This is a genomic window from Terribacillus sp. DMT04 (assembly GCF_019056395.1).
In the GTDB taxonomy this organism is placed as follows: Bacteria; Bacillota; Bacilli; order Bacillales; family Amphibacillaceae; genus Terribacillus; species Terribacillus aidingensis_A.
Map to the genome: position 1 here is coordinate 1,615,810 of NZ_CP077639.1, position 18,914 is coordinate 1,634,723.

Annotated in this window: 16 protein-coding genes; 15 read left to right on the forward strand and 1 reads right to left on the reverse strand. The window is 43.3% G+C overall.

The window, feature by feature from the left end:
• Window positions 1–3 precede the first annotated feature (3 nt).
• The 8 genes from KS242_RS08615 (at window position 4) to KS242_RS08650 (ending at window position 10,102) form a co-directional block, all read left to right on the forward strand.
• Window positions 4–432, forward strand: a complete 429-nt coding sequence (locus KS242_RS08615) for a CoA-binding protein (protein WP_217323934.1) — start codon at window positions 4–6, stop codon at window positions 430–432.
• An 87-nt stretch (window positions 433–519) separates the two neighbouring features.
• Window positions 520–1,947, forward strand: coding sequence for a protein adenylyltransferase SelO (locus KS242_RS08620; RefSeq protein WP_217323935.1), 1,428 nt, complete (start codon window positions 520–522; stop codon window positions 1,945–1,947).
• A 358-nt stretch (window positions 1,948–2,305) separates the two neighbouring features.
• Window positions 2,306–4,258: a DNA topoisomerase IV subunit B gene (gene parE / locus KS242_RS08625; RefSeq protein WP_217323936.1), complete on the forward strand. Its 1,953-nt coding sequence runs from the start codon at window positions 2,306–2,308 to the stop codon at window positions 4,256–4,258.
• Window positions 4,259–4,270: 12 nt separating this feature from the next.
• The gene (gene parC, locus KS242_RS08630) at window positions 4,271–6,709 is read left to right on the forward strand and encodes a DNA topoisomerase IV subunit A (RefSeq protein WP_217323937.1); all 2,439 of its coding nucleotides are present in this window, start codon (window positions 4,271–4,273) and stop codon (window positions 6,707–6,709) included.
• 160 nt (window positions 6,710–6,869) lie between these two features.
• Complete coding sequence (locus KS242_RS08635; RefSeq protein WP_217323938.1) at window positions 6,870–7,334, forward strand: flavin reductase family protein; 465 nt, start codon at window positions 6,870–6,872, stop codon at window positions 7,332–7,334.
• 18 nt (window positions 7,335–7,352) lie between these two features.
• A complete protein-coding gene (locus KS242_RS08640) occupies window positions 7,353–8,045 on the forward strand; it encodes a response regulator transcription factor (RefSeq protein WP_217323939.1) in 693 nt (230 codons plus the stop codon).
• Entirely contained in the window at window positions 8,042–9,379 is a 1,338-nt protein-coding gene (locus KS242_RS08645; RefSeq protein ID WP_217323940.1) for a sensor histidine kinase, read from the forward strand. Before KS242_RS08640 ends, KS242_RS08645 begins: the two co-directional genes overlap by 4 nt.
• Before the next feature lie 96 nt (window positions 9,380–9,475).
• The gene (locus KS242_RS08650; RefSeq protein ID WP_217323941.1) at window positions 9,476–10,102 is read left to right on the forward strand and encodes a PepSY domain-containing protein; all 627 of its coding nucleotides are present in this window, start codon (window positions 9,476–9,478) and stop codon (window positions 10,100–10,102) included.
• Window positions 10,103–10,401: 299 nt separating this feature from the next.
• On the opposite strand, the gene KS242_RS08655 is transcribed toward KS242_RS08650, so the two are convergent.
• Complete coding sequence (locus KS242_RS08655; protein ID WP_217323942.1) at window positions 10,402–10,968, reverse strand: DUF6434 domain-containing protein; 567 nt, start codon at window positions 10,966–10,968, stop codon at window positions 10,402–10,404.
• A 132-nt stretch (window positions 10,969–11,100) separates the two neighbouring features.
• Between KS242_RS08655 and KS242_RS08660 the strand changes: the two genes are divergently transcribed.
• The 7 genes from KS242_RS08660 (at window position 11,101) to KS242_RS08690 (ending at window position 18,894) form a co-directional block, all read left to right on the forward strand.
• Window positions 11,101–11,274, forward strand: a complete 174-nt coding sequence (locus KS242_RS08660; protein ID WP_217323943.1) for a hypothetical protein — start codon at window positions 11,101–11,103, stop codon at window positions 11,272–11,274.
• Window positions 11,275–11,279: 5 nt separating this feature from the next.
• Window positions 11,280–11,549, forward strand: a complete 270-nt coding sequence (locus KS242_RS08665) for a hypothetical protein (RefSeq protein WP_217323944.1) — start codon at window positions 11,280–11,282, stop codon at window positions 11,547–11,549.
• A 73-nt stretch (window positions 11,550–11,622) separates the two neighbouring features.
• Window positions 11,623–12,669 carry a C45 family autoproteolytic acyltransferase/hydrolase gene (locus KS242_RS08670; protein ID WP_217323945.1) on the forward strand — a complete coding sequence of 349 codons (1,047 nt, stop codon included), beginning with the start codon at window positions 11,623–11,625 and terminating at the stop codon, window positions 12,667–12,669.
• Between the two features lie 90 nt (window positions 12,670–12,759).
• A complete protein-coding gene (locus tag KS242_RS08675; protein WP_217323946.1) occupies window positions 12,760–16,323 on the forward strand; it encodes a dynamin family protein in 3,564 nt (1,187 codons plus the stop codon).
• A gap of 59 nt (window positions 16,324–16,382) precedes the next feature.
• A complete protein-coding gene (locus KS242_RS08680; protein WP_217323947.1) occupies window positions 16,383–17,885 on the forward strand; it encodes an FAD-dependent oxidoreductase in 1,503 nt (500 codons plus the stop codon).
• A gap of 191 nt (window positions 17,886–18,076) precedes the next feature.
• Window positions 18,077–18,373 carry a YfzA family protein gene (locus KS242_RS08685; RefSeq protein WP_217323948.1) on the forward strand — a complete coding sequence of 99 codons (297 nt, stop codon included), beginning with the start codon at window positions 18,077–18,079 and terminating at the stop codon, window positions 18,371–18,373.
• A gap of 80 nt (window positions 18,374–18,453) precedes the next feature.
• A complete protein-coding gene (locus KS242_RS08690) occupies window positions 18,454–18,894 on the forward strand; it encodes a PH domain-containing protein (RefSeq protein WP_217323949.1) in 441 nt (146 codons plus the stop codon).
• The last annotated feature ends 20 nt before the right edge of the window (window positions 18,895–18,914 follow it).

The window sequence follows — 18,914 nt, forward strand, 5'->3', positions numbered from 1 at the left end:
CACATGATATTTCAAAATCCTGAAAATAGCGTAATTCGTGATACATTAACAAAAGCAAAGACAATTGCAGTGGTTGGATTATCCGATTCTCCCACGCGCACATCTTATGGTGTATCACAGGCGATGCAGCAGGCAGGATATCGTATTATTCCTGTCAACCCGACGATAACGGAAGTACTAGGTGAAAAAGCATATCCTTCCTTGGCTGATGTACCAGACCAAATCGACATCATCAATGTTTTTCGCCGGCCGGAATACTTACCGGACTTGGCAAGAGAAGCGAGTAAAACGAATGCACGCGTCTTTTGGGCGCAGCAAGGCGTTTATGACGAAGAAGCAGCTGCCTATTTAAAGCAAGAAGGATTTACAGTCATGATGGACCTTTGCATTAAAGTAGCACATAGTGTACTTGTCGGACCTTCCAATAATTAAGCTTGCCCCATCTGCACCCAGCAGGTGGGGTTTCTCTCTCATTAGCGTATAATAAGACATACAAACCTTAAAAAAGGGGGAAGAATCATGTTCTTAGACAAGAAATTGCACGCATCCTATGCAACCAAATTGCCGGAAGTTTTTTATTCGAAGGTGGAGCCAAACCCTGTAAGCGAACCGAAGCTAATCAAATGGAATCAATCACTAGCCGAACAGCTCGGTATCGAACAAGAAGGCATACTGCAGGCGTTGGCGGGTAATAGCTTCCCAGAAGCATCCAAGCCTATTGCACAAGCTTATGCCGGTCACCAATTTGGGAATTTCACCATGCTTGGTGATGGACGAGCCACACTTATAGGAGAATGGCAAAACAATGCAGGTGAGAAACTGGATATTCAGCTAAAAGGCTCAGGAAGAACTCCTTATTCACGAGGAGGAGATGGACGAGCAGCACTTGGACCAATGCTGCGTGAATATATAATCAGCGAAGCAATGCATGGACTAGGCATCCCAACAACGCGCAGTTTGGCTGTCGTTTCAACAGGTGATCCTGTCTATCGCGAAACGGCGCTGCCAGGAGCGGTATTGACTAGATTAGCCAAAAGTCATATTCGTGTAGGAACATTCGAATATGCACGCAGATTTTGTTCGGAAACGGACTTACTATCTTTGGCGGATTATAGCATCGAACGCCACTATCCTGAATTAGTTGAGAAATCAGACCGCTATCTTCGTTTCTTCCAAGCTGTTGTCGATCGTCAAGCTTCTTTACTAGCTCAATGGGTTAGTGTTGGATTTATTCATGGTGTGATGAATACCGACAATATGACGATTAGTGGAGAAACGATTGATTACGGGCCTTGTGCTTTTTTAGATGAATATGATCCGAAAACTGTTTTTAGTTCTATTGATGTGCAAGGGCGCTATGCATATGCGAATCAGCCGCCAATCGCTGCTTGGAACTTAGCTCGATTTGCGGAAACACTGCTGCCGCTCATGGATGATGTACCTGAGGAGGCGGTTAAGAAAGCGGAGGCTATCTTGAAGGAATATCCGAGTATTTACCGCAAGTACTGGCTGGATATAATGTATCGGAAACTTGGCATACAGGAAGCAGCAGCAAGTGATGAAGCGCTCGTTGAGGATCTACTGAAGTGGATGGAGCAGACTGGTGCGGATTATACGAACACTTTCCGCGCTTTGACCATTGATGATTTAGCAACGATTCAACAAGATGAAGATTTTCTTTCTTGGAAAAAACGGTGGGATAAACGCACAAGCGCTGTGCATACAGAAACAGTCAGACAAACGATGAAACAAGCGAATCCAAATATTATCCCGCGCAATCATTTGGTCGAAGAGGCATTGGATGCGGCAGGAAATGGCGATTATACATTATTTGATTCCTTATTGGAAGCTGTTTCCGACCCTTACAATTATACGCCATCAGATCCGAAATACACTGCAAATCCCCCTGAGCCAGACGAACCGTTTCAGACGTTTTGCGGTACATGATTCACCACCTGCCCTCGAGGCAGGTGTACATATATAGCAAAAGAAGCGTATAGTTAGAGAGCAGAGACTTTCATTTTATACAGAAAACATAACAACCTATTGATTTTATCTCAAAAATGGCTATTATAAGGCTCTCAGCTAACGTTTAATTTGAATGAATCCCAAAATGTGGATTGATTGACTGGCATTATTCTGCTACTTTTAATTAGGCATACACTGGACTCTGCTAACCAAGGGGGCCAGTTTACACAAACGTATGTTCGGTGTTATGATGAACATAGCGTATTGTCTCTTCAGCGCGGGCTGAAGAAGACTTGGAAACAGTTCTTTTTGTTCGAAGAAGGGAGCCGATGTTGCATTGGTTAAACAAACATCGCATTATTCAGATGACTCAATTCAAGTGCTGGAAGGACTTGAAGCGGTCAGAAAGCGACCGGGCATGTATATCGGTAGCACCGACAGCCGGGGCTTACATCATTTAGTTTATGAAATTGTCGACAACAGCGTGGATGAAGCGCTGGCAGGCTATGGAGAAAAAATTAATGTAATTATCCACAAAGATAACAGTATTTCGGTGGAGGATTTCGGACGGGGAATGCCTACTGGTATGCACGCTACCGGAAGACCGACACCTGAAGTTATATTCACTGTTTTGCATGCCGGCGGGAAATTCGGCCAAGGCGGCTACAGCACAAGCGGAGGGCTGCATGGGGTTGGTGCTTCCGTTGTGAACGCTTTGTCAGAACGGCTAGTCGTGACTATTCACCGTGATGGATTTAGTTACACGCAGCGCTTTGAAAATGGCGGAAAGCCTGTCACTTCACTTGAAAAGCAAGGAAAAACGAAAAAATCGGGAACAAGTATCCACTTCAAACCGGATCCGTCCATGTTCTCTACAACTACTTACAATTACGAAACGCTGACTGAGCGTCTTCGTGAAGCAGCCTTCTTGTTAAAGGGAGTAGCTTTCCATATTCAGGATGAGCGCAGCGGCAAAGAAGAAACGTACCTTTATCCGGACGGTCTGCAGTCATTCGTTGATTACTTGAACGAGGAAAAAGATACGCTCCATCCTGTTGTTGCTTTTGAAGGTGAACAGCAAGCGATTGAGGTATTCTTCGCCTTTCAGTTCAATGATGGCTATACAGAGACAATGCTAAGCTTTGTTAACAACGTTCGCACCAAGGATGGCGGAACCCATGAAGCAGGCGCCAAATCCGGTATGACGCGTGTATTTAATGAGTACGCACGCCGCAATAATTTGTTAAAAGAAAAAGATAAAAACCTCGAAGGAACAGATATTCGGGAAGGACTAACAGCAATTGTCAGCGTCCGTATTCCAGAAGAGCTGCTCCAGTTTGAAGGGCAAACGAAAAGTAAGCTCGGTACTTCCGAAGCACGTTCAGCAGTAGATGCTTTAGTTTCTGAAAAACTTTCTTACTTCTTATCTGAGAATCCGGATATTGCCGGGATGCTTGTGAAAAAGGCTATTCGCGCAAAAGAAGCCCGCGAAGCAGCTCGAAAAGCCCGGGAAGATGCCCGCAGCGGCAAAAAGAAAAAGCGCAGAGATACGCTTTTAAGCGGTAAGCTGACACCAGCTCAATCGCGTAATCCGCAGAAAAACGAACTGTACTTGGTAGAGGGTGATTCTGCCGGTGGTTCAGCGAAACAGGGCCGTGACCGTAAATTTCAGGCGGTTCTGCCTTTACGCGGAAAAGTTATCAATACAGAAAAAGCGAAGCTGCAGGATGTCATGAAAAACGAGGAAATCTCCACAATTATCCACACCATTGGTGCCGGAGTCGGAGCAGATTTCTCTTTTGATGATGTGCAATATGACAAAGTCGTCATCATGACAGATGCCGATACGGATGGAGCGCATATTCAAATCTTGCTGCTTACGTTCTTCTATCGCTATATGAAAGAATTGATTGAAAAAGGCAAAGTTTATATTGCGCTGCCGCCGCTGTATAAAGTTTCAAAAGGCAAAGGAAAAAAAGAAGTGATCCGTTATGCCTGGAGCGATGAGGAGATGCGCACCATCGTCCAGGAGCTAAAAAATGGCTATACAATTCAGCGCTACAAAGGACTCGGTGAGATGAATGCCGATCAGCTTTGGGAGACAACAATGGATCCTGAAACGCGCACACTCATTCGTGTAACAATCGAGGATTTTGCACGCGCTGAGCGCCGCATTACGACGTTGATGGGTGACAAAGTAGAGCCGCGCCGTAAATGGATCGAAAGTAATGTCGCTTTCGGTATGGAAGAAGACGGAAATATCCTCGAAAACGACAAGCTGCATAACTAAGGGGGATTTCTTTTGGAAAAATATTTGGATCTGCCATTGGAGGAAGTCATCGGAGACCGATTCGGCAGATACAGTAAATATATTATTCAAGACCGCGCGCTGCCGGATGCCAGAGATGGTTTAAAGCCGGTACAGCGCCGGATTTTATATGCAATGTACGATGAGCGGAATACACATGATAAGCCGTTCCGGAAGTCTGCTAAAACCGTCGGTACGGTAATCGGTAACTTCCACCCGCACGGTGATAGTTCCGTGTATGAAGCAATGGTTCGGCTCAGTCAAACATGGAAAGTTCGTAATGTGCTGGTAGAAATGCACGGCAATAATGGTAGTGTCGATGGCGATCCGCCAGCTGCGATGCGTTATACCGAAGCAAGGCTTTCCAGCATTGCTTCGGAATTATTGCGTGATATCGATAAAAATACGGTCGAATTTGTCCCGAACTTTGACGATACAAACGCAGAGCCAACGGTACTTCCAGCGAAGTTCCCGAATCTGCTTGTGAACGGATCTACTGGTATATCAGCAGGATATGCAACGGAAATTCCGCCGCACCAGCTAGGTGAGGTCATCGATGCAGTTATTATGCGAATGGACAAGCCAACTGTCACTGTAGACGAATTGATGACCGTCATGAAGGGACCAGATTTCCCGACAGGCGGGATCATCCAAGGTGTCGAGGGCATTAAGAAGGCGTATGAGACTGGTAAGGGTAAGATCATTGTTCGCGGAAAAACAAGCATGGAAGATATTAAGGGCGGCAAACAGCAAATCGTTATTGATGAGATTCCTTATGAAGTAAATAAAGCGAATCTTGTCAAACGGATGGATGAGCTGCGGCTGGACCGAAAAGTCGAAGGTGTCGCTGAAGTAAGAGACGAAACCGACCGTACTGGTATGCGTATCGTCGTGGAGCTGAAAAAAGAAGCAGATGCACAAGGTATTTTGCATTATTTATATAAAAATACAGATCTGCAAATCTCTTACAATTTCAACATGGTGGCCATCAAAGATAAAACGCCGCAGCTGCTTGGTTTAACACAGCTGCTGGATGCGTATATCGAGCATCAGAAAGAGGTTGTAACAAGACAGTCACAATACAATTTGCAAAAAGCGAAAGACCGCAAACACATCGTCGAAGGTTTAATCAAAGCTATCTCGATTCTTGACGAGCTTATTGCGACCATTCGGGCGTCTAAAGATAAAGCAGATGCCAAGCGTCGAATTGAAGAAGCTTACGGCTTTACTGAAGCACAAGCCGAAGCTATCGTAAACTTGCAGCTGTATCGTTTGACGAATACAGATATTACGGCCTTACAGAAGGAATCTGACGAGCTGGATGAACAAATTCAAAAGCTTGAAGATATCTTGAAAAACGAAAAGGTTTTGCATAAAGTTATCAAGCAGGATCTTCGTGCGATTAAAAAGAACTTCCATACCGATCGTCGTACACAGATCGAAAATGAAATCGAAGAACTGAAAATCAATCTTGAAGTTATGGTTGCATCAGAGGAAGTACTCGTAACGGTAACATATGATGGATACATTAAACGGACAAGCCTGCGTTCCTACCAAGCCTCAAATGGCGATGGTTTGGCCATTAAGGAAGAAGATCATCTTGTTGGCTTGCAAGAGATAAATACAACGGACAAACTGCTCGTGTTTACGAATAAAGGGAAATTCAGTTATTTGCCGGTGCATGAACTGCCGGACATTCGCTGGAAAGACCAAGGACAGCATCTGGCCAATATCGTCAGTATGGAAAAAGACGAAAAAGTAATTGCCAGCATACCAGTCCGTGATTTTAAAAATGGCGGCTATCTTGTATTCTTCACAAGAAATGGGCTTGTAAAGCGAAGCGAGTTGCAGCTGTACGAAGCATCACGAGCGAATAAGTCACTCACTGCTATCAATTTGAAAAATGACGATGAAGTATGTCATGTTGCATTAACAGATGGACAAAAGCAGCTATTTATGGCTACGAATACGGGCTATGGCCTATGGTTTACTGAAGAAGAAGTCAGTCCGATTGGTATACGTGCAGCTGGCGTAAAAGGCATGCAGCTGAAAGAAGGCGAGCACATCGTAGGTGCACAGACATTTGATTTGCAACATGCACCAAGTATTGCGATTATAACGCATCGAGGCGCAGCAAAACGGATGAAACTGAAAGAATTTGAACCAACCGGCAGAGCAAAACGTGGTGTTGTAATGCTTCGTGAATTAAAGAAAAGTCCACATCGCATAGTCGGACTTTATGTAGTAGAACAAGAAATGACGATTCATATGGAAACAAAAGATAAAGAAAATCATCTGCTGGAGCCAATGAAGCTGAATGCCAATGACCGGTACAGCAATGGCTCTTACGTTTTAGATACAGATAAGCACGGAGAAGTGATTGACACATATCCGGAAGCAGTCTACGATATTGCTTTTCCACAAGAAGAGTAAGTAGACAGGAATATTATTATGTAAACTAGAGGGGCGTCTTGCCTCTCTTTTTTTATATTTCCAGCACAAGATAAGCCTTTGAAGGATAGAATAATTGACAGCTAAACTAATTTGCATGGTATAGTTTTACGTATAGTTCATGTACGGAGGGGGATACAAGATGGATAATAGAACATTTCGAGATGCAATGGGGAAATTTGCGACAGGTATTACAATTGTATCAACAGAAGCAGCTGGAGAAATGAAAGGCATGACAGTGAACGCTTTTATGTCTGTGTCATTGGAGCCGCATTTAATTGCTGTGTCAATCGATGAGAAGGCTACATTATATAATGTTCTGCAGGTAAATGACACATTCGGAGTCAGTGTTTTAGCAGAAGAGCAAAAAGAAGTGAGCATGGTGTTCGCCAAACAGATTGCACAAGATAAGCCGCTGCCGATTACAAAACTGAAAGATGTTCCTGTTGTGGAAGGTGCACTCGTTACACTTGCTTGCAAAGTTGTAGAAAAGGTAAAAGCTGGAGATCATGTCATATTGATTGGCGAAGTTGAAGACTTAGTACAGCGTGATGGTGACCCCGTCCTGTATTACGGAGGAAGCTACCGAGAGATCAAAGCGACATAAGGAAAGGAAGCAAAGCCTATGGAGCAGACAACAATTTTGGTTGTGGAAGATGAAAAGAAAATGGCGCGTTTGCTGCAGCTGGAGCTCGAACATGAAGGGTTCACAGTTGATGTGAAATACGATGGCTTGGATGCATTGGAAGCATTTTATGGAAACAGTTATCAACTTATTCTGCTGGATGTGATGCTGCCATCGTTAAGTGGCATGGAGCTGCTGCGCCGCATTCGTAAGAACGATGCGCATGTACCAGTTATGCTGCTGACGGCAAGAGACGCTGTTCCTGATAAAGTCAGTGGTTTTGATTTAGGTGCAACCGACTATATGACAAAGCCATTCGAAATTGAAGAGCTGCTGGCACGCATTCGTGCACATCTTCGCCATACGAGCACAGCTGCTGAGCAAGCGCCAGTATTGCAAGTAGGGGATTTGACGTTAGACGAAAAGACGCGAACAGTAATGCGCGGTAAACATGAAGTAGAGCTCACACCGCGTGAATATGATTTGCTGTTATTTTTGATGAAGCATGAAAAGCAAGTTCTAACAAGAGATCAGCTGCTGGAACGTGTGTGGGGTTTTCAATACGCCGGAGATACAAATGTCGTGGACGTTTATATTCGCTATCTTCGGAAAAAAGTGGATGCCAATACGAATCGCAGGCTAATCAAAACTGTCAGAGGCGTGGGTTATACAATAAAGGATGAAGAGAAGTGAAGCTGCGCACAAGGATCCAATTATACATAATTGTGACCCTCGTTATTTTATTGCTGATCGTAAATGCATCTATTTATTTCTTGTTTCGGCAGGTGAGTTTACATAACAGCATAGAGCGACTTCATGATCAAGGGCGCGCACTGGCAGAAACAGCAGCTACCGTTGATTGGAAGGATACGGCGCGAACAAGTTTGTTCCAAGCTGATTTGCCAGCAGAGGGAATGGTTCGCTTTATTGGCCCGAATGGCCAGAGCGAGGGTGTCATTACCAGAGCCGAGAAATATCGAGAGCTTCCTTTTACATTTTCAAGTCAAGAAAAAGATCATACATACTACCATGAGGGAAGCTGGTATGCCGAGGTAGAGATTCCAGTTATCCGCAATAATGACATTTATACGATGCAAGTTGCTGAAGAGCTGGTCAGTCTGAACCAGACACTTCAAGTGCTGAAATACAGTCTGACGCTTGCAGGACTGATTATCCTGATTCCTTGTATTTTTGGCGGCAGATTGCTAGGGAGCTTTCTACTCCGACCAATTCTTGCATTAACTTCAACAATGCAAGCTATACGCAATAGCGGTAAATGGGAACGAATGAAAATCGATAATAGAAGGCATGACGAATTACAGGCTCTTAGTGATACGTTCAATGAGATGGTCAACCAGCTGGAAGCCAACTTCTCTAAGCAGCAGCAGTTCGTCTCCGATGCATCTCATGAGCTTAAAACGCCGATTAGCATTATCAAAAGTTACAGCAAGCTGCTTGATCGCTGGGGAGCCGATGATCCTGCTGTTCAGCAGGAAGCAGTACAAGCCATTCATAGTGAGACAGAACGCATGCAGGCATTGGTCGACCAGTTGCTTATCTTGGCAAAAGATGACCCAGCTTTACTGGAAAAAGAAACTGTCAATCTGTCTGAGCTAGCTAGAACTTGTTCCCTAGCAATGGAAACAGCGCATCAGCGTGAGATTACCGTGCATGCAGAGCAAGCTGTCACGGTATTGGGTGATGCGAACATGCTTAAGCAAGTTATCTATATCTTGCTGAGCAACAGCATTAAATATAGTGACCAGCACATTGAAGTCTCTGTTACATCAACGCAAGATGAAGCGCTTCTTTCTGTGACAGACTTTGGAGAGGGTCTAGATAAAAAGGATCAGCAGCTTATATTTGACCGTTTTTACCGAGTAGACAAAGCGCGTACACGATCTAAAGGCGGAAGTGGACTTGGCCTCGCGATTGCCAAGCAGCTAGTCGAGCTGCATGAGGGGAAAATCAAAGTCGATAGTACTCCAGGTGTAGGCTCTGTTTTTACTATTGTCCTGTCACGCTGATGTGTTGACTCTCATCAAATTCTAATAATACACACAGCCATTCTTTAATGAGAGAAGGATATACTAACTGTAGAATGCTACCTGGAGGCGATCAGAATGAAGAAAAGATGGATCATTCCTGTCACAATTGCCGTGCTCGTTGTTGCTGTCTTTGGTCTTTATCGGATGCAAGCATCAGCTGGTGAACCGGAAATGACAATTGAGCAAGCACGTCAACAAGCGGAGAAACAATATAGTGCTACTGTTACTGAAATTGAATTAGACAGAAGCGGCAGCGAACCTCGGTATGAAATTGATTTGGAAAATGGAGAAACACGGTACGACCTGATTTTGAATGGAGATACCGGAGAAGTGATTAACTTGAAGGAAAGTAATATACAATCTACCTTAATGCCAGAAGTTACGGAAAAAGGCGAAGATTCTGCTGACGACAAGAAGCAGGAAGATAGCTCGGAACCAGACCCGGAACAGTCTGCTGACAAGCAAACCACTCCTCCAAATAAACAAGCATCACAAGCAGAAGTGAAGATTACAATGGATGAAGCAATCAAGATTGCTACTGACGAAGTGGGCGGCAGCGTTACAGAATCGGAGTTTGACGAAGAAGACGGACTGCCAGTTTATGAATTGGAACTCCAAACAGCTGATGACGAAGCTGATGTTGTCATCAATGCACAATCCGGAGAAATTGTTACTATCACATACGATAGGGAAGATGATTGAAGCAGCGGCGAGCTGCTTCTTTTTTTGCACCTGTTTTTAGAAACTTTCGAGACAGTGTATCGTATAGACAAGCAGAAGAATGAAGGCGGTGTATACAATGTCTGGAAAAAGCCTGTATGTTCGCATTGTGATGAACAGATCAATGCTGATGATCTCATATATGTGAAAATGCGATATCCAAAGCGCAAGGGAATGACAGAAATAATTGCGTTTTTAAAGAAAGAAGACAACTTTACTTGTGAAAAGTGCTTTAACAGTCATGAGGGCAAGTGTTAGATCCTCTCTAGTGCATCGAAGAGCTAGTTTACTGATTTGTATGCATTACTTCCCGGCAGTTTCTTGATGTTATTCCAAGCTTCTATAGCATCCTGGCGGCTTTTTTTACGATTTTTCGGATCAGCAAAAAAGTCACGAATGAAGCGATTGTACTCAAACTGGGGCGCAATATTTTTCGTATAGGATGGACTTTTCTTACGCGCCTCCTCCTCATACCACGCCTCGACAACATCTTGATACGTTTTGCCAATATTGGTTTTAAAGTAGTTCTGAATGTGAGTGGAGAAATGGAACGTGGGGATAACCGATTTAAAAAATGTGCGGACTTCTTGGCTGCAGCGGTGATGTTCCCTAATAACTGTTTCAAGACTTAATGCTGCTTGAGGCGTTTTTTGCTTCCCTTTCGTCTTACGGATTGGTTTCTTAATTTCTCCGGTCTGCAGAAATACTTCAATTCTGTCGGCAATCTCCATCTTTGAACCGGAAGCACTAATAGCATGTTCTCTGCAGAAGTGCTGCAGTTCTTCTTTTAACCAGTAAAAATCTCGAAACTCTTGAATAGTTATATCTTTCGTAAGTTCTGGCCTCATCTCAAACTATACCACCTTCATCAGTTTCTTTTCTTTATTTTAGAACATTTGTTCCCTTTCATCAACAGTAATCTAGGAATAATTTACATAAAAAACTGATATAAACAGTTAGTAAAAGAAAGGAGCAGGATTGTGCGGATACTAAGCTCAATTATTGTCTTGTTTGGAATGATTTCTGGATTGCTTTTTTTGGAGCAGCGTTTCTTCGTTTGGCTTGCTTTGGGAGTCTTGGGACTGGCTGGTGTATGGAGCTGGGGGAAGCCGCTTTCTGCTTATTTGTCCAAACGGGATAGGAAAGAAAAGTGAAGTACATGGCTATGTTGCTTTTAGCACTATTGTTTGCAGGCTGCTCCACTGCAAAACCTACACCAGAAGAATGCCATCAAGTAATGACTGGCTATCTGGATACAAAAGAAGATGGACAATATTTTCTTGTGTCTGAAGACAAAACACAATACATACTAAGGGATGCCGTCATACCGGATACAGTTGAAAATGGCGATGAGATTACTGTGCTATATACGAGTGTTCTGGAGTCTTATCCGATGCAGCTTACAGTTTGTAAAGTGGAGGAGGGTTAAGCATATCATTTCCCTCGGTCCGGTATTGTATTGGATAATAGGAAGACACTATAGAAAAAAGAAGGGTTCTCCTATGAAACAAATACAATCAAGCGTGTTCACCTTTAGAGGATCGCATTACGACTTTGGCGTTATGCAAGGGGAACGTTTAAAAGATACACCTTTATACACGTATCAGCAAAAGCAGAAACAGCGGAACCGCCGTCGTTACACAGTTGCTGCCGCGGATGCATTTCGCATGTTCCGCAGCTACCATTCTGGCATTTACGAAGAGCTGACAGGATTGAGTGATGCGCTCGGCCTTTCCATTGAAGAGACATTGATGGATTACAGCGGTTTTCAGCAAGAATACCGAATCAATTCCGGCTGCTCCATTGTTACTGGAAATGATTTTCTTGCTCGTAATTACGATTATCATCCAAAAACATATGAAGGCCGTTTTGTTCTGTTTCAGCCGTCAGATAAAGAGTACTTTGCTACAATCGGACCTTCTCAGCGGATTCTTGGCCGCATTGATGGGATGAACGAGAAAGGATTGACGATTGGGTATAATTTTGTGCATCAGCGTTTTGCCGAGGAAGGCTTTATTTGCAACATGCTGGCACGAATCGTATTAGAAACAGCTTCTACTACGGAAGAGGCGGTAGAAAAGCTGACAGAAATGCCGCATCGGCATTCATTTAACTATGTGATAAACGATGCAGCTGGAACCCGCCGCGTAATAGAGGGAAGTCCGCGGGGAACGGCTGTGAAAAAAGCGCATTATAGTACGAATCATTTTGATGTGCTGACGAAAGAAAATCGTCATTATCTTGTCGACAGTGAGCGCCGCATGGATATTATTCAACAACATCACCAAGAAGAGATGCATGCAAACGAAGGTTTCCGTCTTTTGAATGATCCAAAGTATGATGTTTTTTCCGACAGCTATCGCAACTGGGCGGGCACAATTCATACCTCTGTCTACAAACCAAAAGAACTGAAAATGGGGTTTGCTATTGGTCATAAAGAGCCAGTCGAAATAAATTTTGCTAGCTGGATAAAAGGAAATGATTTGTCAATCAGCCAATTTACAGGTGAATTGGAGACCGATGTTCATATTCCATATATGGGAGAATAAACAAAAAAACCGCATTTACAATGGTAAGTGCGGTTTTCCTGTTTTATAATAAAAAATATGAATGCGCATACATAAGAGGAGGGGTCATCTATGCGGCGTACAGCAGAAACAAAGGAATTGTTCAGTCTGTCGGCATTATATCAATTTTTCGAAGCAAAAAACGAGGCACAGTTTAGTAGAAAGACACTTGATTTAGTCGAGAAAGCGGAAAACCGAACAGCTTTTATTTGTTTTACGGGTCATTTTTCGGCAGGGAAAAGTTCTCTTATTAACGCGCTGCTCGGCACCCACGTACTGCCAACCAGTCCGATTCCAACAAGTGCTAATATCGTAACGGTTCAACAAGGTACACCGCAAGTATTTGCGTATGGATCCGATGAAACAAAGTATGAGCTGCCAGCTCCTTACCGAAAAGAAACACTTGATGCATATTGCCGGAATAAGGATATCCGTAAAATTGCTATACAAGATAAGGAAACCGGACTTCCAGAACAAGTTGCTTTGATGGATACCCCCGGTATTGATGCCAGTGATGATGCGGATCGTTTTATGACTGAGTCGGCCTTACATCTGGTGGACAGTATGTTTTATGTGACAGACTATAACCATGTACAATCAGAAGTGAATTTGCTGTTTTTACAAGAGCTTTCAGCACAGCAGCAGCCGTTTTATCTTATCGTTAACCAAATAGATAAACATCGCGAAGAAGAGCTATCTTGGACGGTTTTTCAAAAAGGTGTGCAGACAGTATTTCAGCAATGGCAAATTACACCCGAAAATATCTTCTATACCACATTAAAAGATCCAGCACATCCGCATAATCAGCTGTATGATGTAAAGCGAAAGATGCAGCAGCTGCTTACAGAGAAAGAACAGCTGCACAAAGCAGGTTTAGAACGGGGAAGACAGCGGCTGATTCAGGACTATCTGTATGAAGCAAAGCAGCAGGCAGAAGAAGAAAAAGCAGCGCTGGCAGAACAGCTTCATGAACTAATGGATGATCAGACAAATGAAGCTGCCAATTGGCGAAAAAAACAGCAAACAGCAGAAGAAAACGGGCGGGAAACCATCCAACAGACGCTAAAAAATGCGAACTTAATGCCTTTTGAAGTCCGTGAATCAGCAGAGAAATACTTAGAGTCCACCTTCCCAGACTTTAAAATTGGTCTGCTTAACAGCAAACGAAAAACAGCAGAAGAAAGAGAACGGCGGCGTGTTGAGACAGAGGAGCATATCCAAAAACAAATCGAAAAGCAGCTGATCTGGCGCTTGCGTGACAAACTAATTGAATGGGCCAATCAGCATGATGTGTATACCGAATCGGTGCAAAAACTGCTGCAGGATTTTAAAGCAGACATACCAGCTGACCTGCTGGAGCAGCATATTCAGCAAGGAGCAAGTATGAATGGAACGTATACACTCGTTTATACAGCTGCTGTGCAGGATCATATTAAGCTAGCGTATAAAAAAGCTGCTCTTTCTGTAGTGGAAGCGGCTATTGCTACGACAGATACTGCTTTTGAACAAGCAGAACAGCTGGAAAAGCAGGAAAAACAAAAAGTAGCAGAAAATAATCATATCCAGCAAAAAATCAACCAGCTCCAGCTTGGTTTTGAAGAATTAGCTGCGAACATACACCGAACTGAGGACCATATCGAAACGGAAACAATCGACCAGGCGAAGCAAGCGATAGCGAACAGATATGATGAGAAAAACAGTGCAGATTTATTGCGTGCTGAAGCGGCTGTTAAACAAGTTGAACTTGAGCAGGAAATACAGGTACAACATGACTTAGGATCAAAGCTATCACCCGAGGAAATGGCACAGCTTCTCGACAATGCTGCAGCTGCTCTCACGGAAATGGAAGGGTTTCAATCTGCTATTGAAGATTTAAAGAATAGAAAAGAAAAATTGACGCACCAAGATTATACACTCGTGTTATTTGGTGCTTTCAGCGCAGGAAAATCTTCATTTGCGAATGCATTGCTTGGGGAGAGTCTGCTGCCAGTATCGCCAAATCCGACAACCGCTTCCATTAATATGCTGAAGCAGGCAACAAAGACGCACCCACACCAAACTGTTGTTGTCAAGTGGAAATCACAGGATCACATAAAGGCAGATATCGAAAGTCTTAGCGGTAAACAGCTCGACATGGATACATTCTTAACAGAGGATCCATCAGACTTGGCGGAAGATAAAAGGCATCAAGCGTTTCTGCAAGCCGTCCAATCTGGTTATCAATTTGTGCAAACAAATCTGGGATCAGAAGGGAAAATCCCATTTGAACAGTTCAGCGAGCACGTCACAAAAGAATCGTTAAGCTGTTTTATTGAGCAAATTACTGTCTATTTGGACAATATGTTCCTGAAGCAAGGTGTGACGCTAATTGACACTCCAGGAGCTGACTCTATTAATGCACGCCACACGGATGTCACATTCCAATTCATGAAGCACGCGGATGCTATCTTGTTTGTTACGTATTATAATCATGCTTTCTCCAAAGCAGACGAACAAGTATTGCAGCAATTAGGAAAAGTAAAAGGTGCCTTGGAAAAGGATAATATGTTCTTTATTGTGAACGCTAGTGATTTAGCAAAGGATGAAGCAGAGAAAGACTATGTTACGAATTATGTTGCAGAAAATCTGGCAGCCTTCCAAATTCGTCAGCCGCGGCTCCTTGCGTTAAGCAGCTTACTCGGTTTGCAGGAGAAGCAATCCGACCAACTGCTGGACTCTGGATTAGGAAAACTTGAACAAGAGTTAAACAGCTTTATTCGGCATGAATTGACGGATGTGATTATCGACAGTGCGAGAAAAGAACTGCAAAGGCAATATAACCAGCTGCGTGCATATGGGAAAGCAATGGACCTGGATGAAAAATCCAAGCAAGAAAAAGTCCGCCAATACAAAGTGGAGCAAGAAAACGTACTGCGCACAATTAAAACGTATACACAGCCAGTATTCAAACAAGCGATCAGCCAGCACATTGAAAAGCAACTGCACTATGTAAAAGAAAGACAGCTGCTGGAAGCAAACGATTTGTTCAAGCAATGCTTCAATCCTTCTCGTATAAGAAGCAGCGGCGCTTCAGGCAGAGAGGAAGTCGGCCGTCAAGTGACGGAATTCTCTCATCAAATTCAATTGCAGCTGGAACAGGAGTATCGAGCTGTTACCATCCGAGTCGACAGGACTGTCCGAGAGCAGTTGGAGCGCTGGCGAATTGGAGCGGAACAAACAGTACAAGAAGTTAATAAAGCATTAACGGTTGCTGCTGCGGTCGATAACAGACTTCCTGAAACAACGCCGCCCGAGAGAGAGCTTACTTTCCAGAAAACAGATATAGCACGAATACAAAAGCTATACCGTGGAGCAAAGGCATTTTTCCAAGGAAATGAAAAAGAAAAGCTAAAAGAGGAGCTGTTAAAACTTCTGGATCCGATGCTGACAGACATGTTGAAGGACTATATTGTTGCTATGGAAAACCATTACAGCCAAATATGGCAAGCGGAAGAAAAGCGTCTGCAAAAGCAGGCGTACGAGCAGCTAGCAGGCTATTATAGCGGCATGCTTCGTGCATTGACCGACACTTCTTCTAAGCAAAAGCTTCAAGAAGTGCTAGAAACGTTTCATTTACTATTGCGCAAAAAAGTTTGATGGCTGGCAAATAAGGTTACTGTATAACCAAAAGGCGATAGTCCAGGAGGTTAGCAGTTATGGAGCAAACAAAAAAGATATTCTCAGATAAACCAACATCATACTGGCGAAATTCCACCGATATGCCGTCCTATCCGGCCCTTGAGAAAGATCTGGATACAGATGTATTGGTCATCGGTGCAGGCATTGCTGGCATTACGACAGCTTATGAACTGACAAAGCGAGGCCGAAGCGTTGTTCTAATTGAAGGCCGTGAGCTTATTTCAGGAACTACTGGTTACACGACAAGTAAACTGACAGCACAGCATGATATTATTTACCAAGGCTTGATTGAGCGATATGGGGAGGAAACAGCCAAGCAATATTTCCAAGCCAATCTGCAAGCCATCAACTATGTAAAAGATACGTCAGCTGAACATGGTATTGATTGTGAATTTGAAGAGCAAGACGCTTATATTTATACCCAGCTGGATGAAGGTACCGAAACAATTGAGAAAGAAGTCGAGGCGTATCGCAAACTGCAAATCGACGGGTATTTAACCGATAACCTGCCACTTGATATACCGATTAAAGCAGCGGCTGTTATGCGTCAGCAAGCGCAGTTTCATCCGGTGAAGTACTTGGTAGGATTGCTGAAAGAGATTGAGCTGCGCGGCGGTAGCATTTACGAACACAGCTTGGCTGTATCTTTTGATACCGAAGACCGTCCAGTTGTTCATACCGAAAGCGGCTATTCCATTACAGCGAATAATGTTGTAAGTGCGACACATTTCCCATTGGAGCTTGAAAATCAATACTTTTCCTCCAATATGAATCCAAAGAACTCATACGGTATTGCAATCAAGTCGAAGAAACCTTATCCAAAAGGCATGTACATTAGTCTCGAGTCTCCGAAACGATCGATTCGCAGCTTGAAAAAAGGCGAAGATCACTATGTGTTAGTCGGCGGAGAATCACATGTGACAGGTGACGGTACTTCGGTCCTTGATCGCTATGAAAGAATCTATCAATTTGCTGACGAACAGTTCGGAGTAGAGGAGCTGTATGAGCATTGGTCCAGCCATGACTTGCTCACAACTGACCAGCTGCCATTTGTCGGCAAAGTGAGTGATGAAGCACCAGGTGTTTATACCGCAACTGGATTCGGAAAATGGGGATTATCCAACGGTGTAGCAGCTGCAACCTTGCTGGCAGATTTAATCGACGGAAAAGAAAATGCGTTTGCTGATTTATATAAGATTGGACGCGACATGGAAGAAGCAGAAGCTGCTAGTTTCGGAGAAGATGACGTTAATCGAATTAGTAATGAAAAGGTTGTCCAACCGGATGATTTGCCCAACGGAAAAGGTGCTCTTTTAGAGAAAGACGGCCAGACAATGGCTTATTACCGAGATAAAGACGGAGAGCTGCACAAAATGAATGCAGCCTGCACCCATAATGGCTGCCCGGTTGCGTGGAATGACGCGGATCATACGTGGGATTGTTCTTGTCACGGCTCACGCTTTACGGCTGTCGGAGAAGTAGTGGAAGGTCCGGCCGTTCGGGATTTGGATAGAGAATAAGGAAAGAGGAAAGGACTGCTAGGTATTTCTGGCAGTCTTTTTTTGTGTCTGTTTGCTGAAACTTAATGAGGAACACTTCGTAAATAAGTGAACAAAATAACAAGTAATAATCATGTTATCAACTTACAAAATATGGTTTATTCGTGATATGCTTTACTTGAACCATACGAAGGGAAGGAGGTTTCGAATTATTGAGCAGAAATAACAAGAAAGGTCGCGCGAGTTTAACGAAGAAGTGGACGATAACGTTAATTGGATTCGTTATCATGCAGACAATATTTATCATTATTGATGATACATTTCTGGAACCTAACCTAAACCTAATGGGTAATTTTGCGCACAGTTTAGTCAACACGCATTTGTTTACGGAATATATCACTCTGTATGAGAACCCTTATTTCAAGATTATTACTTTCTTGGCAGTACTTCACATTGTATTCACCTCTATTAAAGACATCGTTGTTCATCTTATTCCCAACAGAAACTAGCCCATCAAGTACTTTTGAACAACCAATTTTTTTCGCCCAAGCACGAAACCTCAATTACAGTTTGGAGGTGGAGCATTCTAATGATTTTCCGTTCCAAGGTAGATGCTTTTTTTGTGAATTTCATTTTAATCGTATTGGCTATCGTTGCTTTAGCATGTTTCTGGCCGCTGATGTTTATGAAGGGGGTTACCTGGTTAGCGGCCTTCCTTATGATAGCAGCATTCTCTCTGATGGTGAGTATACTTATATGGCCCATTTTTTCTATTAAATATGTTTTTTGTCAGAAACACTTATTCGTAAAAGGGGGACTATTCAGAAGTCGAATTTCTTACGGTGATATAATAAAAGTAGAGGCAACGAAAGATATATTTACAGGTTATCGTATTTTGTCATCTAGAGATGCATTGGAACTATACTATAAAACAGGTATAGCTGGAAGTGTGAAAATTTCACCAGAACTAAAAAAAGAGTTTCTTAGTGAGCTGCAGAAACGCTGTCCGCACGTGCGAGTTAGCGAATAAACATAAGGCAAGCAACATTT

Bases quoted from the DNA above. Each gene is read 5' to 3' on its own strand.
- KS242_RS08615 (WP_217323934.1), top strand. From the start codon at position 4: ATGATATTTCAAAATCCTGAAAATAGCGTAATTCGTGATACATTAACA.
- KS242_RS08620 (WP_217323935.1), top strand. From the start codon at position 520: ATGTTCTTAGACAAGAAATTGCACGCATCCTATGCAACCAAATTGCCG.
- KS242_RS08635 (WP_217323938.1), top strand. From the start codon at position 6,870: ATGGATAATAGAACATTTCGAGATGCAATGGGGAAATTTGCGACAGGT.
- KS242_RS08640 (WP_217323939.1), top strand. From the start codon at position 7,353: ATGGAGCAGACAACAATTTTGGTTGTGGAAGATGAAAAGAAAATGGCG.
- KS242_RS08650 (WP_217323941.1), top strand. From the start codon at position 9,476: ATGAAGAAAAGATGGATCATTCCTGTCACAATTGCCGTGCTCGTTGTT.
- KS242_RS08655 (WP_217323942.1), bottom strand. From the start codon at position 10,968: ATGAGGCCAGAACTTACGAAAGATATAACTATTCAAGAGTTTCGAGAT.
- KS242_RS08665 (WP_217323944.1), top strand. From the start codon at position 11,280: ATGGCTATGTTGCTTTTAGCACTATTGTTTGCAGGCTGCTCCACTGCA.
- KS242_RS08670 (WP_217323945.1), top strand. From the start codon at position 11,623: ATGAAACAAATACAATCAAGCGTGTTCACCTTTAGAGGATCGCATTAC.
- KS242_RS08675 (WP_217323946.1), top strand. From the start codon at position 12,760: ATGCGGCGTACAGCAGAAACAAAGGAATTGTTCAGTCTGTCGGCATTA.
- KS242_RS08680 (WP_217323947.1), top strand. From the start codon at position 16,383: ATGGAGCAAACAAAAAAGATATTCTCAGATAAACCAACATCATACTGG.
- KS242_RS08690 (WP_217323949.1), top strand. From the start codon at position 18,454: ATGATTTTCCGTTCCAAGGTAGATGCTTTTTTTGTGAATTTCATTTTA.